Origin of the sequence: Pseudomonas sp. CF161 (assembly GCF_000416215.1) — a bacterium.
Lineage (GTDB): Bacteria > Pseudomonadota > Gammaproteobacteria > Pseudomonadales > Pseudomonadaceae > Aquipseudomonas.
Genome location: NZ_ATLP01000108.1, coordinates 1 through 23,165 on the forward strand (window position 1 = coordinate 1; position 23,165 = coordinate 23,165).

At 63.8% G+C, this 23,165-nt stretch carries 21 protein-coding genes and 1 pseudogene; 8 read left to right on the plus strand and 14 right to left on the minus strand.

Annotated features, from left to right (window positions below; translation table 11 throughout):
- Positions 1–1,200, minus strand: a 1,200-nt coding sequence (locus tag CF161_RS24695; RefSeq protein ID WP_020299354.1) for a collagen-like triple helix repeat-containing protein, incomplete at its 3' end; no start/stop codon positions are given.
- A gap of 416 nt (positions 1,201–1,616) precedes the next feature.
- Between CF161_RS24695 and CF161_RS24700 the strand changes: the two genes are divergently transcribed.
- Positions 1,617–2,066, plus strand: coding sequence for a DMT family transporter (locus tag CF161_RS24700; RefSeq protein ID WP_020299355.1), 450 nt, complete (start codon positions 1,617–1,619; stop codon positions 2,064–2,066).
- 8 nt (positions 2,067–2,074) lie between these two features.
- Here CF161_RS24700 and CF161_RS24705 read toward each other — a convergent pair whose 3' ends face one another.
- Positions 2,075–2,929: a MaoC family dehydratase gene (locus CF161_RS24705; protein ID WP_043230320.1), complete on the minus strand. Its 855-nt coding sequence runs from the start codon at positions 2,927–2,929 to the stop codon at positions 2,075–2,077.
- Between the two features lie 2 nt (positions 2,930–2,931).
- Positions 2,932–4,284, minus strand: coding sequence for a 3-oxoacyl-ACP reductase (locus CF161_RS24710; protein WP_020299357.1), 1,353 nt, complete (start codon positions 4,282–4,284; stop codon positions 2,932–2,934).
- A 185-nt stretch (positions 4,285–4,469) separates the two neighbouring features.
- Between CF161_RS24710 and CF161_RS24715 the strand changes: the two genes are divergently transcribed.
- Entirely contained in the window at positions 4,470–5,747 is a 1,278-nt protein-coding gene (locus tag CF161_RS24715) for an acetyl-CoA C-acetyltransferase (protein ID WP_020299358.1), read from the plus strand.
- A 39-nt stretch (positions 5,748–5,786) separates the two neighbouring features.
- On the opposite strand, the gene CF161_RS33750 is transcribed toward CF161_RS24715, so the two are convergent.
- Positions 5,787–6,554 (minus strand): methyl-accepting chemotaxis protein, encoded by a 768-nt coding sequence (locus CF161_RS33750; RefSeq protein WP_371106543.1) that lies wholly within the window; start codon positions 6,552–6,554, stop codon positions 5,787–5,789.
- Positions 6,555–6,644: 90 nt separating this feature from the next.
- Positions 6,645–8,015 (minus strand): annotated as a pseudogene (locus tag CF161_RS33755) (cache domain-containing protein); the annotation flags it as partial.
- A 206-nt stretch (positions 8,016–8,221) separates the two neighbouring features.
- Between CF161_RS33755 and CF161_RS24725 the strand changes: the two are divergent.
- Positions 8,222–9,118 (plus strand): PA4780 family RIO1-like protein kinase, encoded by an 897-nt coding sequence (locus CF161_RS24725; protein ID WP_020299360.1) that lies wholly within the window; start codon positions 8,222–8,224, stop codon positions 9,116–9,118.
- Positions 9,119–9,265: 147 nt separating this feature from the next.
- Here the strand turns inward: CF161_RS24725 and cueR are convergent, their stop codons facing one another.
- From cueR to CF161_RS24740, 3 genes are all read right to left on the minus strand, one after another.
- Positions 9,266–9,679, minus strand: coding sequence for a Cu(I)-responsive transcriptional regulator (gene cueR / locus CF161_RS24730; RefSeq protein WP_020299361.1), 414 nt, complete (start codon positions 9,677–9,679; stop codon positions 9,266–9,268).
- Entirely contained in the window at positions 9,676–12,072 is a 2,397-nt protein-coding gene (locus CF161_RS24735) for a heavy metal translocating P-type ATPase (RefSeq protein WP_020299362.1), read from the minus strand. Before CF161_RS24735 ends, cueR begins: the two co-directional genes overlap by 4 nt.
- 117 nt (positions 12,073–12,189) lie before the next feature.
- The gene (locus CF161_RS24740) at positions 12,190–12,573 is read right to left on the minus strand and encodes a hypothetical protein (RefSeq protein WP_020299363.1); all 384 of its coding nucleotides are present in this window, start codon (positions 12,571–12,573) and stop codon (positions 12,190–12,192) included.
- A gap of 147 nt (positions 12,574–12,720) precedes the next feature.
- Between CF161_RS24740 and CF161_RS24745 the strand changes: the two genes are divergently transcribed.
- A complete protein-coding gene (locus CF161_RS24745; protein WP_020299364.1) occupies positions 12,721–12,918 on the plus strand; it encodes a heavy-metal-associated domain-containing protein in 198 nt (65 codons plus the stop codon).
- Between the two features lie 95 nt (positions 12,919–13,013).
- Complete coding sequence (locus CF161_RS24750; protein WP_020299365.1) at positions 13,014–14,210, plus strand: multidrug effflux MFS transporter; 1,197 nt, start codon at positions 13,014–13,016, stop codon at positions 14,208–14,210.
- A gap of 1 nt (position 14,211) precedes the next feature.
- Here CF161_RS24750 and CF161_RS24755 read toward each other — a convergent pair whose 3' ends face one another.
- From CF161_RS24755 to CF161_RS24765, 3 genes are all read right to left on the minus strand, one after another.
- Positions 14,212–14,391 carry a hypothetical protein gene (locus tag CF161_RS24755; RefSeq protein WP_020299366.1) on the minus strand — a complete coding sequence of 60 codons (180 nt, stop codon included), beginning with the start codon at positions 14,389–14,391 and terminating at the stop codon, positions 14,212–14,214.
- A gap of 133 nt (positions 14,392–14,524) precedes the next feature.
- Positions 14,525–15,538, minus strand: coding sequence for a zinc-binding alcohol dehydrogenase family protein (locus tag CF161_RS24760; protein ID WP_020299367.1), 1,014 nt, complete (start codon positions 15,536–15,538; stop codon positions 14,525–14,527).
- A gap of 31 nt (positions 15,539–15,569) precedes the next feature.
- Positions 15,570–15,863 (minus strand): putative quinol monooxygenase, encoded by a 294-nt coding sequence (locus CF161_RS24765; RefSeq protein WP_020299368.1) that lies wholly within the window; start codon positions 15,861–15,863, stop codon positions 15,570–15,572.
- Between the two features lie 119 nt (positions 15,864–15,982).
- Here CF161_RS24765 and CF161_RS24770 point away from each other — a divergent pair, with 119 nt between their 5' ends.
- Positions 15,983–16,912 (plus strand): LysR family transcriptional regulator, encoded by a 930-nt coding sequence (locus tag CF161_RS24770; RefSeq protein WP_020299369.1) that lies wholly within the window; start codon positions 15,983–15,985, stop codon positions 16,910–16,912.
- A 108-nt stretch (positions 16,913–17,020) separates the two neighbouring features.
- On the plus strand, positions 17,021–18,397 hold the full coding sequence (locus tag CF161_RS24775; protein ID WP_020299370.1) for an MFS transporter: 1,377 nt from the start codon (positions 17,021–17,023) through the stop codon (positions 18,395–18,397).
- Between the two features lie 110 nt (positions 18,398–18,507).
- On the opposite strand, the gene CF161_RS24780 is transcribed toward CF161_RS24775, so the two are convergent.
- From CF161_RS24780 to CF161_RS24790, 3 genes are all read right to left on the minus strand, one after another.
- Positions 18,508–19,461: an adenosine deaminase gene (locus CF161_RS24780; RefSeq protein WP_020299371.1), complete on the minus strand. Its 954-nt coding sequence runs from the start codon at positions 19,459–19,461 to the stop codon at positions 18,508–18,510.
- Between the two features lie 96 nt (positions 19,462–19,557).
- Entirely contained in the window at positions 19,558–20,523 is a 966-nt protein-coding gene (locus CF161_RS24785) for a 2-oxoglutarate and iron-dependent oxygenase domain-containing protein (protein ID WP_020299372.1), read from the minus strand.
- Positions 20,524–20,667: 144 nt separating this feature from the next.
- The gene (locus CF161_RS24790) at positions 20,668–21,750 is read right to left on the minus strand and encodes a BMP family ABC transporter substrate-binding protein (protein ID WP_020299373.1); all 1,083 of its coding nucleotides are present in this window, start codon (positions 21,748–21,750) and stop codon (positions 20,668–20,670) included.
- A gap of 314 nt (positions 21,751–22,064) precedes the next feature.
- Here CF161_RS24790 and CF161_RS24795 point away from each other — a divergent pair, with 314 nt between their 5' ends.
- Positions 22,065–23,153 (plus strand): calcium:proton antiporter, encoded by a 1,089-nt coding sequence (locus tag CF161_RS24795; RefSeq protein WP_020299374.1) that lies wholly within the window; start codon positions 22,065–22,067, stop codon positions 23,151–23,153.
- Positions 23,154–23,165: the final 12 nt, after the last annotated feature.

Genomic DNA, 23,165 nt, shown 5'->3' on the forward strand with positions numbered 1-23,165 from the left:
GAGGCCGGTGGCCGCACCGACTTGTTGAGTCAGGCCGCTGACGCTGCTGGTGACCGGGTTGAGCGCCGAGCCGAAGTTGCCGCCGACGCTGGCCAGAGGAGCACTGACCACCAGGTTCGGGCTGCCGCTGCCGCCGAGGGCGCCACCGACCGAAGCGATCAGGCCGCCGATCGAGGCACCGGCCACGCCGCCAGCGCTGACCACGCCATTGCTGTTGCCAGCGTTCAGGCCGTTGCTGAGATTGGCCACTGCGCCGCCCACGGTTTCCAGCAGGCCGTTGTTGCTGGTGCCTCCAGAACCTGTGCCGGTGCCGTTGGGGCTGACATAGCCGCCGACTTTGCCGACCGCGGTGCCGACGTTGCTCAGGGCGCCACCGAGGGTGTCGGTGAGCGGGTTGCCGTCACCGGCATCGGTGACTTTATCGCCGGCACCGTCAACCGCCTGGGCGACTCCATTGAGTACCCCTTTGACCGGAGCGCCGAGACCGGTTGCGCTGCCGACTTTGCCGGTCAGGCCTTCCGCCAGGGTGACCACGGGCACCAGCACATTGTTGCCCACGCCATCGGTCAAGTTGCCGACCGGGCCGCTGCTGGTCACGGTATTCAGGGTGTTGCCGAGCATGGTCACCCTGTCCCCCACACCGTCCAGCACCGGAGCGACTTTGGTGACGATGCCACCCACCACTGGAACGCTTTGGGTGGTGGTGGCGAGTTTGCCGCTGAGGTCGGAAACACCGTTGCCGACATCGCTCACGACATTGCCCACCACGGCGGTGGTTTTGCTCACGGCTTTAGGGTCGGTGCCCAGTTTGCCGAGGCCGTTGGTCAAGCTCGAACCCACGGTGTCGACCACATTGCCGGTGGTATTGACGGCGCTCTGGACCACGCCGCCGACCACTGGAACCGCGGCCAGGGAGTCGCCCAGGTCGCTGACGCCATTGCCTACGCCGCTGACGGTGCTACCCACGGTGGACACCAGGCTGCTGGTGACCAGTGGGGTGGTAGTGCCACCGCCGGTGCCTCCACCGGTACCACCGCCAGTACCACCACCCGTGCCGCCGCCGGTACCGGTGGTGCTGTCAGGGGTGGAGCTGCTGGAACTGCTTTTGTGGCCGCCACCGCCGCTGCTGCAGCCTGCCAGGCTGAGGGAGAGGATAAGGGCTATTGCTGTGCTTGTTTTCAACCAGACTTGAGTGTTCATGAGAGAAATTCCTTGCACCTGTACAACGTTCGTTGTTTTCGATAGCTCTCCAGTTCTGTCGCTGGAGATGCCTTCGTCCGTTGTCTACATAAAAGGCTCAGGGGCTGTTTCCCACCATTCTCAACTTGGTATTAACAACTTATATATTGGCTCTCCGATCTCGCGTAGTGACTAATACCAAGGGGGAGGGTGACGGTATTTTGTTGCGATAAAAGCCTTTGAAATCAAAGGCTGTCAGCTTTCTGTCGGTGGGCGTGGGGCGGCTTAAAACTTAAGTTATATATATACAATTAATCATCGGATTCAGCGCTCGAGGTGCTGGGCGAGGGAGTTTAAGTGTTGACCCGCTACACCCATCTTTATCGCCGGGCGGATTAACCTATACTGCGCAGCCAAAAATCCTGCCGGAGTTCCTTATGCCCGCCCCAGTCTGGTGGCTGTTGTGCCTGCCTTTTATTGCCGGTGCCTTTTTGCCCTTGCAAGCCGGAATCAATGGCCAGTTGGCCAAGCAGGTCAGCAGTGTGCTGGCCGCGGCCTTGATTTCCTTTTTTGTCGGGACCCTGGCCCTGCTGGTGCTGGTGATGATGCAACGTGAAGTGCCGAGCCTGGGGGCGCTCAAGGGCCTGACCTGGTGGCATTGGTGCGGTGGCCTGCTGGGGGCGTTTTTCATCACCACGGCGGCTTTCGCCGGCCCGCGGATCGGCGCCATGCTGTTTATGTCCCTGGTCCTGGCGGGCCAGTTGGGCATGGCGCTGGCCCTGGACCACTTCGGCTGGGCCGGTTTTCGCGAGGCGCCGATCAGTGTCGGCAAGGCCGCCGGGCTGGTGTTGATCCTGGCGGGCGTGTTCCTGATTCGTCGCGGTTGAGACGCCGCTCAGGCAATCGGGCGCCAGCTGCCCAACATGTGCTGCAACTCGCCTGCACCCACCAGTTGCAGATCGCCGCTTGAGCCTGGCGCGCTGCTCAGCAGCGTGACCTCGCTGGGCAGGCGCACCGGCTTCCTGAACTCCACGGCAATCTCGATGTTGGCCGCCGGCAGATGCTCGGCCAGCGCGGCCAGGGTACGTGCCTTGTTCCACAGGCCATGGGCGATGGCCTGGGGGAAGCCGAACAGTTTGGCGCTGGCGGCGCTAAGGTGGATCGGGTTGTAGTCCCCGGACACCTTGGCATAACGCCGACCGATGTCCGCCGGGGCTTGCCAGCGCGTCAGCTCTTCAAGGGCAGTGGAGGCCTGCAGGCTGTCGGCCGGCGGCGTACCGGGCAGCTCCACACCTTTGCACAGCATCCGGCTCTCGGCTTCCCACAAGGGGCCAAGCTGGTCGTCGACCTGGGTGATGATATCGAACACCGCGCCCTTGGCATGGGCTTGCAGATTGCGCACCCGCACCCCGACCTGCAGCCGGCCGACACCGCCCAGGGGGCGGATGACACGGATCCGGTTGGCCAGGTGAATCAGCCCCAGCAACGGAAACGGAAAGTCCTTGGCGGTCAGCAATTGCATCTGCAGGGCGAATGCCAGCACATGTGGATAAGTGGGCGGCAGCAGGCCGTTCTCGGCAAAGCCGCAGACCTTGCGATAGGCCGCGAGCTTGCCGGGCTCGACATCCAGCCACAACCGCAGGCCGGATTCCGGGAGCTGGGTGCCGGTGATCTTGCGGCGCAGGGCCGCCCGCAGGTACAGCTCGGGCAGTTTGGGTGGGGCGTCGAGTTGCTGCCAATGCTCAGCCATGGTCATGCTCCCAATACGCTTTGCCCGCAGACGCGCAGGGCTTGCCCGGTGACCGCGCCGCTGCCGGGCTGGGCCAGCCAGGCCACGGCTTCGGCGACGTCCTGGGGCAGGCCGCCCTGGCCCAGGGAACTCATGCGGCGCCCGGCTTCGCGCAGGGCGAAGGGAATATGCGCGGTCATCTGGGTTTCGATAAAGCCCGGTGCCACCGCGTTGATGCTGATGGCGCGTTGCTGCAACAGCGGCGCCCAGGCCTGGGCCAGGCCGATCAGCCCGGCCTTGCTCGCGGCGTAGTTGGTCTGCCCGCGGTTGCCGGCGATGCCGCTGATGGAGGCCAGCAGAATCACCCGGCCCTCGTCATGCAGGGTGCCGCTGTCGAGCAGGGCCTGGGTCAGGATCTGCGGCGCATTGAGGTTGACCGCCAGCACCGCATCCCAGAATTCGGGCGTCATGTTGGCCAGGGTCTTGTCGCGGGTGATGCCGGCGTTGTGCACCACAATGTCGATGCCATCGGGCAGTTGTGCGATCAATTGTTCGGCGGCGTCGCTGGCGCAGATGTCCAGGGTAATGCTGCGCCCGCCCAGGCGTGCAGCCAGGGCCTCAAGGTCGGCCTTGGCCGGGGGCACGTCGAGCAGCACCACGTCGGCGCCATCCCGGGCCAGGGTTTCGGCAATCGAGGCGCCAATGCCTCGGGCGGCCCCGGTGACCAGGGCCTTGCGCCCGGCCAGGGGGCGACTCCAATCCTGCACCTGGGCCGCGCAGGCCTGCAGGCGCACGACCTGGCCGGAGACGAACGCGCTCTTGGGCGACAGGAAAAACCGCAGCGCCCCTTCCAGCTGTTCTTCGGCGCCGGCCCCCACGTACAGCAACTGCAGGGTGCCGCCGTCGCGCAGCTCCTTGGCCAGGGAACGGCTGAAGCCTTCCAGGGCGCGCTGGGCGCTGGCGGCGAAGGGCTGGTCGAGGGTTTCCGGGGCGCGGCCGAGAATCACCAGATGGGGGCTGTGATCGAGGTTTTTCATCAGCGGCTGGAAGAACTCGCGCAACTGCTTGAGCTGGTCGGTGTGCACCAGGTCACTGGCATCGAACACCACTGCCTTAAGCTTGGGTCCGTGGCCGGGAATCCATGGGGTGCCCAGGCTGGGGTCGTTGCCGTAGTGATAGGTGGCATCGGTCAGGCGCTTGGCCAACTCACCCACCTGCTGCGTCAGCGGCCCGCCGCCGATCAGCAGAGCACCGTCGATGGGCCGCAGGCGGCCGGCCTGCCAGCGTTCCAGGCGTACCGGTGACGGCAGGCCAATGGCCGAGACCAGACGATGGCCGAAGGCCGAGTTGGCGAAGTCGATATAACGGTCAGACATGGAATGCTCTCCGATTCAGGCTGTCTGAAAACTGCTGCGTGCTGAACGCGTTCGGCGCCCGGTCCACTCTCAGCCTGGTTGCTGGGGGGTTAAGACTGTGGACCACCTCGGGCCTTCAGTCGTTCGATCCACGAGATACAACCTACGCTTGTGGGTTGTCGCACTCACAGAATAGGGAGCTTTCCATGACTCAGCTGCGCCGCGTCGCGATTATCGGCGGTAACCGCATCCCCTTTGCCCGCTCCAACGGCCCGTACGCCACCGCGAGCAACCAGGCGATGTTGACCGCAGCGCTCGAGGGCCTGATCGAACGCTATAACCTGCACGGCCTGCGCCTGGGGGAGGTCGCCGCGGGGGCGGTGCTCAAGCATTCGCGGGATTTCAACCTGACGCGCGAATGCGTGCTCGGCTCGCGCCTGGCGCCGACCACGCCGGCCTATGACATTCAGCAAGCCTGCGGCACCGGCCTGGAAGCCGCGTTGCTGGTGGCCAATAAAATTGCCCTGGGGCAGATCGAATGCGGCATTGCCGGCGGGGTGGACACCACCTCCGACGCGCCGATCGGGGTCAATGAGGGCTTGCGCAAAATCCTGCTGCAGGCCAATCGGGAAAAGAGCCTGGGCGCCAAGCTCAAGACCTTTCTCCAACTGCGTCCCCATCACCTCAAGCCCGAGCTGCCGCGCAATGGCGAGCCCCGCACCGGGCTGTCCATGGGCGAGCATTGCGAGTTGATGGCGCAGACCTGGAACATCCCCCGCGCCGAGCAGGATCAACTGGCCCTGGAAAGCCATCAGAAAATGGCCGCGGCCTATGCCGAAGGCTGGCACAACGATCTAATCACGCCTTTTCTGGGCCTGACCCGCGACAACAACCTGCGCCCGGACCTGACCCTGGAAAAACTTGCCAGCCTCAAGCCCGCGTTCGAGCGCAGCGCCAAGGGCACCCTGACCGCCGGCAACTCCACCCCGCTGACCGATGGCGCTTCCCTGGTGCTGCTGGGCAGCGAGGAATGGGCTAAAGAACGCGGCTTGCCGGTGCTGGCCTACCTGCGCGACGGCGAGGCGGCAGCGGTGGATTTCGTCAACGGCGCCGAGGGCCTGCTGATGGCGCCGGTGTATGCCGTGCCGCGCTTGCTGGCGCGCAATGGGCTGACGCTGCAGGACTTTGATTACTACGAAATCCATGAGGCGTTCGCAGCCCAAGTGCTGTGCACCCTCAAGGCCTGGGAAGACGCGGACTACTGCAAAAGCCGCCTCGGGCTTGAGGCGCCATTGGGGGCTATCGACCGCAGCCGCCTCAACGTCAAGGGCAGTTCGCTGGCGGCGGGGCACCCGTTTGCGGCCACCGGCGGGCGCATTGTGGCCAATCTGGCCAAGTTGCTGGAGGTGGCAGGGCAGGGGCGCGGGCTGATCTCGATCTGCGCCGCCGGTGGCCAGGGCGTGACGGCGATTATCGAGCGCTGAAGGAGGGCGCCTGCCGGACAGGGGCAGGCGCCGCTTGCATCAGGTCTTGAAGCGGCGGACCAGGCTGTCCAGTTCATCGGACAGGCCGGCGAGGCTCTGGGAGTCCTGGCGCGCCGAGTTGGCCAGTTCCGCCACCAACTGCGCATCGCCATGGATCTGGCTGATGTGGCGGTTGATGTCTTCCGCCACCTGATGCTGTTCTTCGGCGGCGGTGGCGATCTGGGTGTTCATGTCGCGGATCACGTCCACCGACTCGCGGATCTGCCCGAAGCTGCTGCGCGCCAGGCCGATACGGCTCACTGACTGCTGCGACACTTCCAGGCTGGCGTGCATCTGCTGGGTCACCGCACTGGTGCGCTTGGCCAGGTTGCCCAGCAGGCCGTCGATTTCCGCGGTGGAGTCGGCAGTGCGCTTGGCCAGGGCGCGAACTTCGTCGGCCACCACGGCAAAACCACGGCCCTGTTCACCGGCACGGGCCGCTTCAATGGCCGCGTTCAGGGCCAGGAGGTTGGTCTGTTCGGCAATTGAGCGGATGGTGCCGAGGATCGACTGGATGTCATTGCTGTCGCGTTCCAGTTGCTGCATCGACTGCGCCGACTGTTCGATTTCCTGGCTCAACTGATCGACGCTGTGCACGGCGGCGTCGATCTGCTGCTGGCCTTCCCGGGCCTGGCGCTGGCCGCTGTCAGCCGACTCGGCGGCCTGGCTGCAGGAGCGGGCGACTTCGTTGGCGGTGGCGACCATTTCGTGGAACGCGGTGGAGACCATGTCCACGGCTTCGCGCTGGCGTCCGGCGGCTTCGGCCATGTCGTTGGAGACCTGGGTCGAACTGCGGGAGGTGGCGAGAATCTTGTTTGCTGCCTGGCCGATGCTCTGGATCAGATTGCGGATCGCGGTCAGGAACTGGTTGAACCAGTTGGCCAGTTGCGCGGTTTCATCGCTGCCCCGGATGTTGAGGTTCTGCGTCAGGTCGCCTTCACCCTGGGCAATGCCTTCCAGGCCGCTGGCCACACTGCGGATCGGGCGCACGATCACGCTGGCGAAACTGGCGCCCACCACCGCAAACAGCACCGCGAGCACGCCGGCAATGAGTGCGATCAGCCAGGTCAGCTGGGTCGCTGCGCCCATCACTTCGTTCTGTTTGATCAGGCCGATGAAGGTCCAGCCCAATTGCTCCGACGGCCAGACGTTGGCCATGTAGCGTTCGCCATTGAGTTCGACTTCCACCAGGCCCTTGCCGGCCTTGGCCAGTTGGGCATAACCCGCGCCCAGGCTGTCGAGGGCCTTGAAGTTGTGTTCCGGCAGTTTCGGGTCCACCAGTACGGTGCCGGTGTTTTCCAGGAGCATCAGGTAGCCGGACTCGCCCAGCTTGATCTGCTTGACGATCTCGGTGAGCTGCTTGAGCGATACGTCGATGTTGACCACGCCGCCCTGGGCGCCCAGCTGGTTGGCCACGGCGCGCACGGTGCTGACCAGCACGGCGTCGTCACCGGCCCAGTAATAGGCGGCAGTCCGTACGGTCTTGCCCGGGTTGGCCATGGCGGTCTTGTACCAGGGGCGGATGCGCGGGTCATAGTTGGACATTTTCGGGTCCCCGGGCCAGAAGGCGTAACCGCCACTGGACAGGCCGTAGGACACATAGGAATACGCCGGGTGGCTGGCGGCCAGGCTGGCGAACAGATCAAACAGCTGCGTGTCCAGCTCGCCGTCGGGGAGTTGCGCGGCATCGGCACCGACGCGGCTCTTCACGCTGGCGTCGGCCGACTTGACCAGGGGTTGGCTGGCCAGGTAATCGACGTTCTGGCTGATGCCCTCGAAAAACAGCTGCATGGCGTTGCTGACCTGGCGGATTTCCCGGGCGCTGCCGTCGACGAAATCGTCCTTGGCCTCGCTGCGCAGGTTCAGCACCACAAGCGTGGCGACCAGCACCACCGGCAAGCAGGCGATGATTGCAAAGGCCCAGGTCAGTTTCTGTTTGATGTTCATCCGCGCTCCAGATTTTTTCTTGTAGGCCCACGACGTGCACATGACTCGCGGATTAACGGCAGCTTTAAACAATGCGGTGGTTTGCGTCCGTTGGGCGGGCATCGAGCGAGGCAGGGCGAACGAATGCCGGGTGCTGACGTCTCTATCGGATTGTCGAACAAACTCCTTTTGTCCCTGATGACTTCGGCTGCATAAAGGGAAAATTGAGGTGCTTCGAGAAAATTCCTGCGCTAAACAAGGAAAAATATCTCGGCCTGTATTGGAAATGTCTGCGACTTGCATCCCCACGGCCTGGCTGCCACTGGGCTATGATCTGCGTCGGTCGATTGGCGTCGGCTGATGTGTTCGATTTATCTGGCACATTGAGTGCATCTTTACCGTTGCTATCTGCGGTTCATAGGTCGGCACCCTCTCCCCGCCATGCGAGGATTGCCGTATAACGAGTGACATTCGCGTGTTCGGTAATAAAGGACCCACAATAAAAGCTGATGAAGACTCCAAAACGCATTGAACCCCTGATCGAGGACGGTCTGGTCGACGAGGTGCTGCGCCCACTCATGAGTGGTAAAGAAGCAGCTGTTTATGTGGTGCGCTGCGGCAACGAGTTACGTTGCGCCAAGGTTTACAAGGAGGCGAATAAACGAAGTTTTCGTCAGGCGGCCGAATATCAGGAAGGCCGCAAGGTGCGTAACAGCCGGCAGGCGCGAGCCATGGCCAAGGGCTCCAAGTTCGGTCGTAAAGAAACCGAGGATGCCTGGCAGAACGCTGAAGTGGCGGCCTTGTTCCGTTTGGCGAGTGCCGGCGTGCGAGTGCCCAAGCCGTTCGATTTCCTCGAAGGCGTGTTGTTGATGGAGCTGGTGGCCGACGAATACGGCGACGCCGCCCCGCGCCTTAATGACGTGGTGCTGGAGCCGGACCAGGCCCGTGAATATCACGCGTTCCTGATCTCGCAGATTGTGCTGATGCTGTGTACCGGCCTGGTGCACGGTGACCTTTCCGAGTTCAACGTGCTGCTGACGCCGGACGGTCCGGTGATCATCGACCTGCCACAGGCGGTGGATGCGGCGGGCAACAACCACGCGTTCAGCATGCTGGAGCGTGACGTCGGCAACATGGCGTCCTACTTCGGGCGCTTTGCCCCGGAGCTCAAGCGCACCAAGTACGCCAAGGAAATGTGGGCCCTGTACGAAGCCGGGACCTTGCACCCGGCCAGCGTCCTGACCGGTGAGTTCGACGAGCCGGAAGAGCTGGCAGATGTCGGCGGGATCATGCGCGAGATCGAAGCTGCGCGTCTCGACGAAGAACGCCGGCAAGCGGTGCGTGCCGCTGACGATGCGCCCCCCGGCAAATCCGAAGAGCCGCCGCCTCCGCCCTGGATGCAGTAAGCCTCAAAAAAATCCGGCCTTGGCCGGATTTTTTTTGCCCCTGAATCGGTAGTCGTTGCCGAAGGCTTGGGCCGCTGTGAAAGGTCAGCGCTATGACGTGCGTTGCAGGGGGCCAGCGCCGCCTTCGGCAGCGGCTACAGGTATTGCTCAGGCCGGAACAGGCTCGCAGCAGCTACCCGATGCCAATTCCTTGAGGATTGGACAGTCCGGTCGATGATCGCCCTGACAATGCTCCACCAGGTCCTGCAAGGTGTCGCGCAGCGCGGCCAGTTCGCGGATCTTCTGGTTCAACTCGTCGATATGCTGCCGAGCCAGGGCTTTGACATCGGCGCTGGCCCGCTGGCGGTCCTGCCACAGGGTCAGCAGCTTGCCGACTTCCTCCAGGGAAAACCCCAAATCCCGTGAGCGCTTGATAAAGGCCAGGGTGTGCAGGTCGTCCTGGCCATACAGGCGGTAGCCGCTGTCGCTGCGATGGGCCGGCTTGAGCAAGCCGATGGATTCGTAATAACGGATCATCTTCGCGCTCAGGCCGCTGTGGCTGGCTGCTTGGCCGATGTTCATTCCAGCTTCTCCAGGTCTTTGGGTTTCCAGGTCTTCAAGAGCAGGGCGTTACTGACCACGCTGACGCTGGACAGCGCCATCGCCGCGCCCGCCAGCACCGGATTCAGCAGGCCGAAGGCCGCCAGCGGGATGCCGATCAAGTTATAGACGAAGGCCCAGAACAGGTTCTGGCGGATTTTCGCATAGGTCTTGCGGCTGATCTCCAGGGCCGCAGGCACCAGGCGCGGATCGCCACGCATCAGGGTGATCCCGGCCGCATGCATCGCCACGTCGGTGCCGCCGCCCATGGCAATCCCGATGTCGGCGGCCGCCAGGGCCGGGGCGTCGTTGATGCCGTCGCCGACCATGGCCACCACCCCGGTTTTCTTCAGTTCGGCGACGGTGGCGGCTTTATCCGCCGGCAGCACTTCGGCGTGCACATCGGTGATGCCCAGGGCCTCGGCCACGACTTTGGCGCTGCCGCGGTTGTCGCCCGTCAGCAGGTGGCTGCTGATATGGCGTGCGTTGAGTTGTTGCACCGCTTGCAGGGCGCCCGGCTTGAGGGTGTCGCCAAAGGCGAACAGGCCCAGGACCCGCAGTTGCGGACTTTGCTCGATCAGCCAGGACAGGGTCCGACCCTCGGTCTCCCAGGCCTGGGCCGACTCGGCCAGGTCGCCGGCGCTCAGGCCGCTTTCTTCGAGCATGCGTTTATTGCCCAGGGCCAGTTGCCGGCCGTCGAGGCTGCCGGCGATGCCGCGACCGGTCAGCGACTGGCTGGAGCTGACGTCGGCCACCGGCAATTGACGTTCGGCGCACAGGTCCAGTACCGCCTTGGCCAGGGGGTGTTCGCTGCCACGTTGCAGGGCGCCGGCCAGTTGCAGCAGGGTGCTTTCATCGGTATCCACCGCGCGCAGGTGGGCGATCCGCGGTGTGCCGGAGGTCAGGGTGCCGGTCTTGTCGAATACCACGGCGCTGACTTCATGGGCGCGTTCCAGGGCTTCGGCATCCTTGATCAGAATGCCGTGGCGGGCGGCGACCCCGGTGCCGGCCATGATGGCGGTCGGCGTGGCCAGGCCCAGGGCACAGGGACAGGCAATGACCAGTACCGCGACGGCGTTGATCACGGCGGTTTCCAGCGGTGCGCCGTACAGCCACCAGCCGATCAGGGTTACCGCTGCCAGCAGGATCACCACCGGGACGAACACCTGGCTGACCCGATCCACCAGCTTCTGGATCGGTGCCTTGCCGGCCTGGGCGTCTTCTACCAGGCGGATAATGCGTGCCAGCACGGTTTCCGCGCCGAGGGCCAGGGTCCGTACCAGCAGCCGGCCTTCACCGTTGATGGCGCCACCGGTGACCTGGTCGCCCGGCTGTTTCGGCACGGGCAGGCTTTCGCCGCTGATCAGGGCTTCATCGGCGTGGCTCTGGCCTTCGATCACTTCGCCGTCCACCGGGAAGCGCTCGCCCGGCTTGACCATGACCAGGTCGCCCAGGCGCAGGGCACTGATGGCGACGTCCTGTTCGCGGCCGTCGATCACTTGTATGGCTCGTTCCGGACGCAGGGCTTCCAGGGCGCGGATGGCGCTGGCGGTCTGGCGCTTGGCCCGGCTCTCCAGGTATTTGCCCAGCAGCACCAGGGCGATCACCACGGCCGAGGCTTCGAAGTACAGGTGCGGGGTGTGGCCATGCATGGCCGTGGCCCATTCGTAGAGGCTCAGCCCATAACCGGCACTGGTGCCCAGGGCCACCAGCAGGTCCATGTTGCCGGCGCCGGCGCGTACGGCTTTCCAGGCAGCCACGTAAAAACGTGCGCCAAAGATGAATTGCACCGGAGTGGCCAGGGCGAACTGGGCCCAGGCCGGCAGCATCCAGTGCAGGCCAAAGGGTTCCACCAGCATCGGCAGGACCAGGGGCAGCGCGAGGAGGATGGCCAGCACCAGGGTCCAGCGTTCGCGGCGCAGGCGTTGCTGCTGATCATCGGGTGCTTTCTGGTCGGCTTGCCACAGGCTGGCGCTGTAACCGGCCTTGGTCACCGCGTCTATCAACACCGCAGGCTCGACCTGGCCCAGCAACTCCACATGTGCGCGTTCGTTGGCCAGGTTGACGCTGACGCGGCTGACCCCCGTCACCTTGTTCAGAGCCCGCTCGACACGGCCGGCGCAGGAAGCGCAGGTCATGCCGCCGATGCTCAGTTCCAGGCTCTGGGCCGGTACGCTGTAGCCGGCGCTGTGCACCGCCTCCAGCAAAGCCGGCAAGCTGTCCGTGGGCGCCTCGACCCGGGCCTGTTCGGTGGCCAGGTTGACGCTGACCGCGCGAGCGCCGACGACCTTGCTCAGGGCGCGCTCCACGCGCCCGGCGCAACTGGCGCAGGTCATGCCGGCAATGGGCAGGTCGAAGGTGGTTGATTCAGACATCGCTGACACTCCCTGTAAAAGTTGCCTACAGGATCAACCTTGCCATGCGGGCAAGGTCAAGCACCATGACGCGGGGTGCTTCAATTTGTCTCGCCGGCCCCGGTGTGGGGCCCGCGCTCAATAACCCAGGGCGGCGGGTTTGAGGTAAATACCGGACTCGCTCATGGCGATGCGGTATTTGACGACGTCACCGGCCTTCAGGGAAATGTCCTGGGAGCCCGGTGCGAGCAGGCCGGGGCTGCAACCCGGGGCCTGACCCGGCAGCAGTTTCAGGCGAAGCGAAACTTTGCCTGGCGGCAGGTTGAACGAGGCGGACTGCTCCTGAAACAGTCGGCCTGCCAACTGATCCTGAATGTACAGGCCGATTTCGCAGGAGGTGGCGACTTCCAGGCGTTCCCTGGAAATGATCAGAACCCCGTAGTCTTCTCCGGCGGCGCTGGCCGCAGGCGCGGCTGCCAATAAACCAAGCAGGCTGAATAGGCTGAAAGCTGACCAGCGCATGGCTGAATCTCCTACTGTCGTGTCATAGAGGGGCAAGCTTGGCCGAGCGCGGCGCTGATTGCCAGCCCGGCAGTGCAACGCAGAACTTGACCTTGCCATGGTGGCAAGGAAGAGACTGCGTCCAACCCTCACAACAGGAGCAACCTCATGCAAGTATTCAATGTTCAAGGTATGTCGTGCGGCCACTGCGTCAAGGCCATTACCCAGGTGTTGCAGGCCAAGGATCCGGCGGCCGAGGTCAAGGTCGACCTGGGCGCGAAGGAGGTCGGTGTGCAAAGCCGGCTGACCGACGACGAGGTCATCGGCCTGATCAGCGGCGAAGGCTACAAGGTGCAATTGGCCTGAGTCTTTTTGATAGGTAGCGACCTATCGGAATGTTCAAGGCATCCAAGCGCGGCTAGACTGTCGGGTTGCTGACTGATGCTCGACTTGGATGCCTGATGAATTTACGCACGATCCTGATTCTGGGCGCCCTGAGCGCCTTTGGCCCGCTGGCGATCGACTTCTATCTGCCGGCTTTTCCGGCGATGGCGCTGGCTTTTGGCACCGATGAAAAACACGTTCAACTGACCCTGGCGGCCTATTTCCTGGGGCTGTCCATCGGCCAACTGGCCTATGGCCCGGTGGCGGACCGCTTCGGGCGGCGCATGCCGTTGCTGGTCGGCGTCAGTTTGTTCACCCTGGCGTCGCTGGCCTGTGCCTATGCGCCGAACCTTGAGTGGCTGATTGCGGCACGCTTCGTCCAGGCCCTGGGCGGTTGCGCAGGGATGGTGATTTCCCGGGCGGTGGTCAGCGATAAATGTGATGCCGTGGGTTCGGCCAAGGTGTTTTCCCAGCTGATGCTGGTGATGGGCCTGGCACCGATCCTGGCGCCGATGCTCGGTGGCCTGCTGGTGAACCTCTATGGCTGGCAATCGATCTTCATCATGCTCACCGCGTTCAGTGCCCTGTCCGGCCTGGCGGTGGCCCTGGGCTTGCCGGAAAGCCTGCCGGCCGGCCTGCCACGCCAGCCGCTGTCCGGTTCGTTGCGCCAGTACGGGCGCCTGCTGGCCGACCGGATATTCCTCGGCCACGCCCTGACCGGCGGCATCGCGATTGCCGGGATGTTTGCCTATATCGCCGGTTCGCCCTTTATCTTCATCAAGCTGTATGAGGTGCCGGCCGAGCATTTTGGCTGGTTCTTCGGGATCAACGCCGGCGGTTTTATCCTGGTGGCGCAGATCAATGCGCGGTTGTTGGCCAAGCGTGGCCCGACCTTCCTGCTGGCGCGCACGGTGTGGATCTACCTGGCGGCGGCTCTGGTCCTGCTGGGCATCAGTTCAATGCACACGCAAAAGCTGTGGCCGCTGTTGCTGCCGCTGTTTGTGTGTATTGCCAGCCTTGGCTGCATTATTCCCAATGCCTCGGCATGCGCCATGAACGGTCAGGGCGCGCGCGCCGGCAGTGCCTCGGCCTTGCTCGGTTGCCTGCAGTTCAGTGTGGCGGCCGGGGCGGCCTGGCTGGTGGGGTTCCTGCACGATGGCAGCGCCATGCCGATGGCCATGGTGATCAGCCTGTGCGGCATTCTTGCGGTGACGATGGCCGTGCTCACCCGGCGTTTGCAAAACGCCAGGGCAGTTGAGGCGGCGAAGCTCTGACTCAGCCGGCAGCGCGCTGCTGGCTTTCGGGGAATCGGTGGGGAGCTTGCAGACGGGCTTCCAGGGTTTGAGCGAAGGCGCGGGCTTCGGCTTCGCTGCGAAAGGTGACCGCATGCTGGTCCAGGCGGACCTGCCATTGGGAGCCTTGGGGTTTCGCCAATTCTTTTATCAGGATCTTCATTACTGACCTCCTCGGGTAAAAGACTGCGTTGCAAAGGCCTCCAGTGTAGACCCGAATACGGTCATGAATATGACAAGCGTCAACTCTCGGACTGACGGCATTGCCCCTTTGGCAATGCCGCCTGCCCGGGCCTTCAGAAGCCTTCGAGGACGATCTTGCCCTTGGCCGTGCCGCTTTCCAGCAGGGCATGGGCCCGCCGCAGGTTGGCCGCATTGATGGTGCCGAAGTGCTCGCCGACCGTGGTTTTCAAGGTGCCGGCGTCGATCAGCGCGGCGATGCGGTTGAGCAAGACATGCTGTTCTTGCATGTCTGGGGTTTCGAACAACGAACGGGTGTACATGAACTCCCAGTGCAGCGACAGGCTCTTGCGCTTGAGCTTGGTCACGTCGAGGCTTTTCGGGTCGTCGATCAGCGCCAGCTTGCCTTGGGGGGCGAGGGCTTCCACCAATTGGTCGAGGTGCAAATCGGTCTGGGTCAGGCTGGCGACGTGGGTCACGCTGGCGTGGCCGGCACGCTTGAGTTCCTCGCTCAGCGGCTGGCTGTGATCGATCACCAGGTCGGCTCCCAGGTCTTGCACCCAGCGTTGGGTCTGTTCCCGTGACGCGGTGCCGATGACCTTGAGCCCGGTGAGCTGGCTGGCCAACTGGGTCAGGATCGAACCCACGCCACCGGCGGCGCCGACGATCAGCAGGCTCTGGCCCTGGTCTTCGCGGCCTTCGCGGATCTGCAGGCGTTCAAACAGCAGCTCCCAGGCGGTGATCGCGGTCAGCGGCAGGGCCGCCGCTTCAGCAAAGCCCAGGGTCTTGGGCATATGGCCGACAATCCGCTCATCCACCACGTGCAACTCGCTGTTGCCGCCGGCACGGGCGATGGAGCCGGCGTAGAACACCTTGTCGCCGGCCTTGAACAGGCTGACTTCGCTGCCCACGGCCTTGACCACCCCGGCCACGTCCCAGCCCAGGACCTTGGCCGCGCCACCTTCGGGCTGGGCGTTCTGGCGCACCTTGGTGTCCACCGGGTTGACCGAGATGGCTTTGACTTCCACCAGCAGATCACGGGGGCCGGCGACGGGCTCGGGGAGTTCGATGTCCTGCAGGGACTTGGGGTCGTTGATCGGCAGGGCGTTGTAATAGGCGATGGCTTTCATGCTGGGTTCCTGATGAAGGGGGCGAAGAGGGTCAGATAATCAACTGCAGGCGCTTGAGCTCGAAATGCTCGATCGCCTCGCGGGTCTGGGCAATGAAATGCTGGAAGTGCGCGGTGTTGTTGTGAAACTCCAGGGCCGCCTCATCGTCCCAGCGCTCCAGCACGTAGAAGGTGCCGGGCTGTGCGGCGTCCTGGTGCAGTTTGTAGTACTGGCAGCCGGCTTCGTCGCGGCTCGGTGGGACCAGGGCGCTGAGCTCGCGCTGCAGCGTGGCCTGTTGATCGGGCTTGGCAATCAGGGTGGCAATGGCGGTGAAGGACTGGGACATGTGGGGTTCCTGAAGTAGCTAGCGGGGCGATGGACAGATGATTGGCTATTTCTCTTGAAGATAAAACCGGCTAAAAGAGCAGGCTCTTTCAATATTTTTTTGATAATTCCGGGTGCAAGATGCTGCGATTCGACGACCTGCAATTGTTTGTGCGCGCGGCCGACCTGGGCAGCCTGTCGGCCGCGGCGCGGGTCATGGACATGTCGGCGGCCGTGGCCAGCGCCGCCCTCAAACGCATCGAACTGCAATTGGGCGCGCGTTTGCTGGCGCGCTCGACCCGCAGCCTGCGCCTGACGGCCGAGGGCGAGGGGTTTCTCGAATATGCCCGCGCGGCCCTGAGCAACCTCGACGAAGGCCGGCGTCTGCTGGCCAGCGGCCAGGATCAGGTCAGCGGGATTCTGCAGTTGTCGGCGCCCTCGGATTTCGGGCGCAATCTGCTGCTGCCCTGGCTCGACGAATTCCAGCGCGAGCACCCCAAGTTGACCCTGCGCCTGCTGCTGGGGGACCGCATCGCCGATCTGTTTCGCCAGCCGGTGGACATCGCCCTGCGCTACGGCGAGCCCGAAGACTCGAGCCTGGTGGCGCTGCCGGTTGCCCCGCAGAATCGCCGGGTGCTGTGCGCCGCCCCCGGCTACCTGGCCAGGCATGGCGAGCCGCGCCAGCTGGAGCAACTGGCGCAGCACAATTGCCTGCTTTATATGCTCGGCAGCCGGGTCCACGACCACTGGAGTTTCCATGACGGCAAGCGCGAAGTGGGCCTGACCGTCAGCGGCGACCGCTTCAGCGACGACGCCGATGTGGTGCGCCTGTGGGCGGTGGCCGGGGCGGGGATTGCCTACAAGTCCTGGCTCGATGTGGCCGCCGACGTGCTGGCCGGGCGCCTGAAAGTGCTGATGCCGGAACTGCTCTGCGAGCGTGCGCCGCTGAACCTGTTGTGCGCCCACCGCGCGCAGTTGAGCAAACCGGTCAATCTGCTGCGCGAGATGCTCCAGTCGCGCTGCGCCGCGATTTCCGCCCACTACCCCGCCGGCAGCGCTTTGGATCAATGATTACAGGGCCCGCGCGTCGTTCTCGGACGCAGCCGAGTCGCATCCAGCAATAGCCGCCAGCCTCGATCGCGCACACTCGATTGCAGACCATCAATCGGGGGACGGGCTATGAATATTCAGGGGTACAGCGCCGCAGAGCGCCTGGAACGGTTGCCCATCAGTGGCTATCACCGGGTTATTTTCATCATCATTGCCCTGGCGTTTTTCTTCGACTCCATGGACCTGGCGATGATGACGTTCCTCCTGGGCTCGATCAAAACCGAGTTCGGCCTGAGTTCGGCCCAGGCCGGGTTGCTCGCCAGTTCGAGCTTTTTCGGCATGGTGCTCGGGGCGTCCCTGTCGGGAATGCTCGCCGACCGTTTCGGCCGCAAGCCGGTGTTCCAGTGGAGCATCGTGCTCTGGGGGATCGCCAGTTACCTGTGCTCCACGGCGCAGACCGTCGAGAGCCTGACGCTGTTCCGCATCCTGCTGGGGATCGGCATGGGCATGGAGTTTCCAATCGCCCAATCGATGCTGTCGGAGATGATTCCGGCCAAGCGCCGCGGGCGTTACATCGCGTTGATGGACGGCTTCTGGCCCCTGGGGTTTGTGGCCGCCGGGGTGCTGTCGTACTTCCTGCTGCCGTTGATTGGCTGGCGCGATATCTTCCTGGTGCTGGCGATACCGGCGGTGTTTGTGCTGGTGATCCGCTTTTTTATTCCCGAGTCGCCGCGCTGGCTGGAGCAGGCCGGGCGACACGCCGATGCGGACCGGGTGCTGTGCGCCATCGAGGACAAAGTCCGTGCTTCATTGCAGCGTGTCGACCTGCCCGAGCCCATTGCCTTGCCCCGGGTTGAAAGCGCCCCGGGCACGTTCTTTTCGGCGTTGCGCGAGATCTGGTCGCCGCTCTATCGCCAGCGCACGATGATGATCTGGAGCGTGTGGTTCTTTGCCCTGCTCGGGTTTTACGGGCTCACGTCCTGGCTCAGCGCCTTGCTGCAACAGTCGGGGTTCGCGGTCACGCAGTCGGTGTATTACACGGTGCTGATTTCCCTGGGCGGGATTCCCGGGTTCTTGATGGCGGCCTGGCTGGTGGAGCGCTGGGGGCGCAAGCCGGTGTGCATCGTCACCCTGTTGGGCGGCGGGGTGATGGCGTTTCTCTACGGGCAGAGCGCGGTGTTTGGCGGCAACGTCAGCCTGCTGATCGGCTCCGGGCTGTTGATGCAGTTTTTCCTGTTCGGCATGTGGGCGGTGCTCTACACCTACACCCCTGAGTTGTACCCGACCTCTGCGCGGGCGACCGGCTCCGGGTTTGCTTCGGCAATCGGGCGGGTGGGCTCGTTGCTCGGGCCGTTGGTGACCGGGCTGGTGTTCCCGATCACCGGACAGGGCGGGGTGTTCGCCCTGGGGGCACTGTGCTTCGCGATTGCCGCGGCAGTGGTCTGGCTATTCGGCATGGAAACCCGCGGCAAAACCCTCGAGGAGTTGAGCGAAGCCAGCGTGTAGCCGTTGCCGGCAGGCTGCGCTGGCCACACCAGACACCGTCCACTGACCTGGCACCCCTCGGCGATCTGCCGGGCCCGCGCAGCTTCGCGAGCTCGGCAGCAGCGACAGACTTACGGTTTGACCAGGCGCGCGTCGAGGCTGTTCTGGGCCAGGCGTTTGGCCTGGTCCTGGGTCATGCCGAGGTGAGTGTGCAGGGCGTGGAAGTTTTCGGTGACGTAGCCGCCGAAGTACGCCGGGTCGTCCGAGTTCACCGTGACCTTCACCCCACGCTCGAGCATGTCGAGGATGTTGTGCTGGGACATGTGGTCGAACACGCAGAGTTTGGTGTTGGACAGTGGGCACACGGTCAGCGGGATCTGCTCGTCGATGATCCGCTGCATCAAACGCTCGTCTTCGATGGCGCGCACGCCATGGTCGATGCGCTGGATTTTCAGCAGGTCGATGGCTTCCCAGATGTATTCCGGTGGTCCTTCTTCGCCGGCGTGGGCCACCGTCAGAAAGCCTTCGTGACGCGCCCGGTCGAACACGCGCTGGAACTTGCTCGGCGGGTGACCCATTTCCGAACTGTCCAGGCCCACGGCGACAAAGGCGTCACGGAACGGCAGCGCCTGGTCCAGGGTTTTCTCGGCTTCTTCTTCGCTTAAATGGCGCAGGAAGCTCAGGATCAGGCCGCTGGTGATGCCCAGTTGCTGTTCGCCATCTTTCAACGCAGCGGCGATGCCGTTGAGCACCACTTCAAACGGCACGCCACGGTCGGTGTGGGTCTGCGGGTCGAAGAAGGGCTCGGTGTGAATCACGTTCTGCGCCTTGCAGCGCAGCAGGTAGGCCCAGGTCAGGTCGTAGAAATCCTGGGAGGTGCGCAGCACGTCCGCGCCCTGGTAATACAGGTCGAGAAACTCTTGCAGGTTGTTGAAGGCGTAGGCCTTGCGCAGGGTTTCGACGTCGCTCCACGGCAGGGCGATCTTGTTGCGTTCGGCCAGGGCGAACAGCAGCTCGGGCTCCAGCGAACCTTCAAGGTGCAAATGCAGCTCGGCCTTGGGCAGGGCGTTTAGCCAGTCGTACATGGTTCAGTCTCATCAGGTGCAGTCGGGTGCTGCGAAAAGCTCGCCATTCTACAGGCGCTCGCTGAAATATTCGGTAAAACCTGACCAAGCGGTTGCTCAGGCGTCTTCCCGCTCACGCCGGTAAGCATAGGTGTCGGCAAAGCGCGAGAGCAGGAATTCGGCGCAGCTGGTGGCCGGGTATTTTGCGGGTTGTTCGGCGCTCTGGCAGCCGGGCAGGCACTCGATGCGGGTGTCGGGATGGGGCTCGGCGAAGAACGGCATCGAATAGCGATCGACCCCCAGCGGGCTGATGACCCGGTGCGGCGTCGACAGGTAACGGTCGTTGCTCCAGCGCGCCATCATGTCCCCCAGGTTGACCACGAACGTGCCCTCGATCGGCGGTGCGTCGATCCACTGGCCCTGGACATTGCGCACTTGCAGGCCGCCGGCGGCGTCCTGGTAGAGCAGGGTGATGCAACCGTAGTCGGTGTGGGCACCGGCGCCTTGCTGCTCCTCGGAACTGGCGCTATGACGCGGCGGGTAGTGGATCATCCGCAGCACGCTCACCGGCTGGTCGAAGCGGCTGTCGAAAAAGTCGCGGTCGATGCCCAGGGCCAGGGTCATGGCCCGCAGCAGGGTCTGGGCCAGGGCCTGCATGTCCTGATAGTGGCGTTCCATCAGGGTTTCCCAGCCAGGCAGCTCCGGGTGGCGGTTGGGCCCGCGCAGGGGTTTTTCCGCCAGCACCTCCGGGTGATCGGCCGGCAGGTGCAGGCCCATGTCGAAGGTTTCCTTCAAGTCGCTGGGTTTGCTCGGGTCCAGTTGCTCGGTGGCGATGGCGCCGTAGCCGCGGTGATGGCGGGTCTGGGTGATGTCGATCTTGAGCTTTTCGGCGCTGGGCAAGGCGAAAAATTGCCGGGCGCTGTCCAGCAGGTGTTCGATGCGCTGGGGGCTGATCGGGTGGCCCTTGATGTAGAAGAACCCCCACTCGCGGCAGGCCTGGTCGATCTGTTGCGCAACGCTGTGCCAGCCCTGGGGATGATCCTGGTAGAGCGGGCTGATATCGATGATGGGCAGTGGGTTCATGGGCGGGTCTGCTCCTTGTCGTTCGCGATAAAACTGTAGCCGCTGCCGAGCCTGCCAGGCTGCGCTGGCCCTCCGCTACGCCGTGCAAAGGCCAGCGTCAAAACGCTGCGAAAGCCTGCGGCAGCGGCTACAGGTTCAGAGGGGTTATTTCGGGATGTCGGCTTTCATGCCTTCGACGTAGTAGTTCATCGAGGCCAGTTCGGCGTTGCTGGCGCTGACGCCTGGGTCGAGTTTTTCGACGCCGGCCTGGTCCTTGATCGGCCCGGTGAAGGGGTGGAAGGCGCCGCTCTTGATGTCGGCGATGATCTGTTCGGCTTCGGTTTTGACCGGGGCCGGCACCAGGTCGCTGATGGGCAGTTCAACCGTGCCTTCCTTCAGGCCGCCCCAGTAGTCCTGCGGTTTCCAGCTGTGGTCGAGCACGCCCTGGGTGGCCTGGATGTAATGCGGGCCCCAGTTGTTGACGATGGAGGTCAGCACGGCCTTGGGCCCGAAGTGCGCCATGTCCGAGGCATAACCCACGGCGTACACGCCACGCCGTTCGGCGGCCTGGATCGGTGCCGGGCTGTCGGTGTGCTGGAAAATCACGTCGGCGCCCTGGTCGATCAGGGCATTGGCGGCGTCGGCTTCCTTGCCCGGGTCGAACCAGGAGTTGACCCACACCACCTTGATCTCGGTGCCCGGGTTGTATTTGTTCAGGGCCAGCTGGATGGCGTTGATGTCGCGGATCACCTCCGGAATCGGGAAGGAGGCGACATAGCCGATCTTCTTGGTCTTGGTCATCTTCGCCGCCAGGAAGCCGCCGACGTAGCGCCCCTCATAGGTGCGCGCGAGGTAGGTGCCCAGGTTCTTGTCCTGTTTGTAGCCGGTGGCGTGTTCGAAGGTGACCTTGGGGAACTGCTTGGCCACTTTCAGCGTCGGGTTCATATAACCGAAGGACGTGGTGAAGATCAGGTCGTACTTGTCCTTGGCCATATTGCGGATCACCCGTTCGGCATCCGCGCCCTCGGCGACGTTTTCCACGTAGTTGGTCTTGATCTGGTCGCCGAACTTTTCCACCAGCGCCTTGCGGCCCTGTTCATGCTGATAGGTCCAGCCGTGGTCGCCGATCGGGCCGATGTAGACGAAGCCGACTTTCAACGGATCGGCCGCGCTGGCACTCAGGCCGGTACTCAGGCCGATGGCCGCGGTCAGGGCGCACAGCAGCTTCTTCAACGGACGTTTATGCATGAATTCGAACTCCATGTTGTTGTGGGGAGGGCTGGGCTTTCAGGCTCTGACAGCCCAATGCAAATAGCTGACCAACAAGACAACAAAACCCCGAGGCAGGGTTTGTCCGGGCCTGAAGGCCCTGGCACGGCGGTTCGGCTGGTGGAAGAGGGAGGGGCTTGAAAGCGCCCGGAAGCAACCCCGGGAGCCAACCCAGTGCGCTGGCCGCCCGGCATGCCAACCCCTGGTGCACTAAGGTGTAACGAAACGTTAGTGACTCGCTGCAGTCTGTAGCTCATCTCCTGTCTTTGTTTCGAATTGTGTAAAGGACTGCAATGCTCACGTCACTCAAGCAAGAAACCTTCCTGTTGCTGGCGCTGGTCGCCGCGCTGGTGGCCTATCCCCTGGAACATGTGTTGCTCAACAGCGGCCAGGGCGTGGCGCTGGGGTCCGGGCTGGTACTGATCGGCTTTATCGTCGCCGCCTCGATGCGCGTGGCGCACCATGCCGAGCTGCTGGCGGAAAAAGTCGGCGACCCCTACGGCACCATGATCCTGACCCTGGCCGCGGTGCTGGTGGAAGTGGTGATCCTGGCGATCATGATGAGCAACGAGGCCTCGCCGACCCTGGTGCGCGACACCATCTACTCGGCGGTGATGCTCGACATCAACGGCATCCTCGGCCTGGCCGCGCTGATGGGCGGGATCAAGCACGGCGAGCAGTCGTACAACGATGATTCGGCGCGCACCTACAGCGTGATGATCCTCACCGCCATGGGCGTGTCGATGGTGGTGCCGGAGTTCATTCCCGAGTCCGACTGGAAGGTCTACTCGGCCTTCACCATCGGCGCGATGGTGGTGCTCTACACGTTGTTCCTGCGGATGCAGGTCGGGCCTCACAGTTACTTCTTCAGCTACAGCTACCCGCAGAAGCGCCGGGCCAAGGACCCGTCCGAGCAGGCGCCGACGATCAACCTCGGGCTGAGCATCGGCATTCTGGTCTTCGGTGTGGTGGTGATCGGCGCGCTGGCCGAGGTGATGTCCAAGCCTCTCGACCTGGGGCTGGAAGGCACGGGGGCGCCGCCGGTGATCACGGCGATCCTGGTGGCGGCGATTTCCGCCGCGCCGGAGATCCTCACCGCATTGCGCGCCGCGTTGGCCAACCGCATGCAGTCGGTGGTCAACATCGCCCTGGGGGCCTCGCTGTCGACGGTGATCCTGACGGTGCCGGTGATGGAAGCCATGGCGCTGTACACCGGCCAGCCGTTCCAGATGGCCATGACCCCGGTGCAGACCGTGATGATTTTCATCACCCTGATCGTCAGCGCGATCAACCTCAATGACGGTGAAACCAATGCCATCGAAGGCATGACTCACTTCGTGCTGTTTGCCACCTTCATCATGTTGTCGCTGCTGGGGCTGTAGCCCCTTCGCCGA

Excerpts from the sequence above, each read along its gene's own strand:
- CF161_RS24700 (WP_020299355.1), top strand. The coding sequence starts at position 1,617 with ATGCCCGCCCCAGTCTGGTGGCTGTTGTGCCTGCCTTTTATTGCCGGT.
- CF161_RS24705 (WP_043230320.1), bottom strand. The coding sequence starts at position 2,929 with ATGGCTGAGCATTGGCAGCAACTCGACGCCCCACCCAAACTGCCCGAG.
- CF161_RS24710 (WP_020299357.1), bottom strand. The coding sequence starts at position 4,284 with ATGTCTGACCGTTATATCGACTTCGCCAACTCGGCCTTCGGCCATCGT.
- CF161_RS24715 (WP_020299358.1), top strand. The coding sequence starts at position 4,470 with ATGACTCAGCTGCGCCGCGTCGCGATTATCGGCGGTAACCGCATCCCC.
- CF161_RS33750 (WP_371106543.1), bottom strand. The coding sequence starts at position 6,554 with ATGGCCGAAGCCGCCGGACGCCAGCGCGAAGCCGTGGACATGGTCTCC.
- CF161_RS24725 (WP_020299360.1), top strand. The coding sequence starts at position 8,222 with ATGAAGACTCCAAAACGCATTGAACCCCTGATCGAGGACGGTCTGGTC.
- cueR (WP_020299361.1), bottom strand. The coding sequence starts at position 9,679 with ATGAACATCGGCCAAGCAGCCAGCCACAGCGGCCTGAGCGCGAAGATG.
- CF161_RS24735 (WP_020299362.1), bottom strand. The coding sequence starts at position 12,072 with ATGTCTGAATCAACCACCTTCGACCTGCCCATTGCCGGCATGACCTGC.
- CF161_RS24740 (WP_020299363.1), bottom strand. The coding sequence starts at position 12,573 with ATGCGCTGGTCAGCTTTCAGCCTATTCAGCCTGCTTGGTTTATTGGCA.
- CF161_RS24745 (WP_020299364.1), top strand. The coding sequence starts at position 12,721 with ATGCAAGTATTCAATGTTCAAGGTATGTCGTGCGGCCACTGCGTCAAG.
- CF161_RS24750 (WP_020299365.1), top strand. The coding sequence starts at position 13,014 with ATGAATTTACGCACGATCCTGATTCTGGGCGCCCTGAGCGCCTTTGGC.
- CF161_RS24755 (WP_020299366.1), bottom strand. The coding sequence starts at position 14,391 with ATGAAGATCCTGATAAAAGAATTGGCGAAACCCCAAGGCTCCCAATGG.
- CF161_RS24760 (WP_020299367.1), bottom strand. The coding sequence starts at position 15,538 with ATGAAAGCCATCGCCTATTACAACGCCCTGCCGATCAACGACCCCAAG.
- CF161_RS24765 (WP_020299368.1), bottom strand. The coding sequence starts at position 15,863 with ATGTCCCAGTCCTTCACCGCCATTGCCACCCTGATTGCCAAGCCCGAT.
- CF161_RS24770 (WP_020299369.1), top strand. The coding sequence starts at position 15,983 with ATGCTGCGATTCGACGACCTGCAATTGTTTGTGCGCGCGGCCGACCTG.
- CF161_RS24775 (WP_020299370.1), top strand. The coding sequence starts at position 17,021 with ATGAATATTCAGGGGTACAGCGCCGCAGAGCGCCTGGAACGGTTGCCC.
- CF161_RS24780 (WP_020299371.1), bottom strand. The coding sequence starts at position 19,461 with ATGTACGACTGGCTAAACGCCCTGCCCAAGGCCGAGCTGCATTTGCAC.
- CF161_RS24785 (WP_020299372.1), bottom strand. The coding sequence starts at position 20,523 with ATGAACCCACTGCCCATCATCGATATCAGCCCGCTCTACCAGGATCAT.
- CF161_RS24790 (WP_020299373.1), bottom strand. The coding sequence starts at position 21,750 with ATGCATAAACGTCCGTTGAAGAAGCTGCTGTGCGCCCTGACCGCGGCC.
- CF161_RS24795 (WP_020299374.1), top strand. The coding sequence starts at position 22,065 with ATGCTCACGTCACTCAAGCAAGAAACCTTCCTGTTGCTGGCGCTGGTC.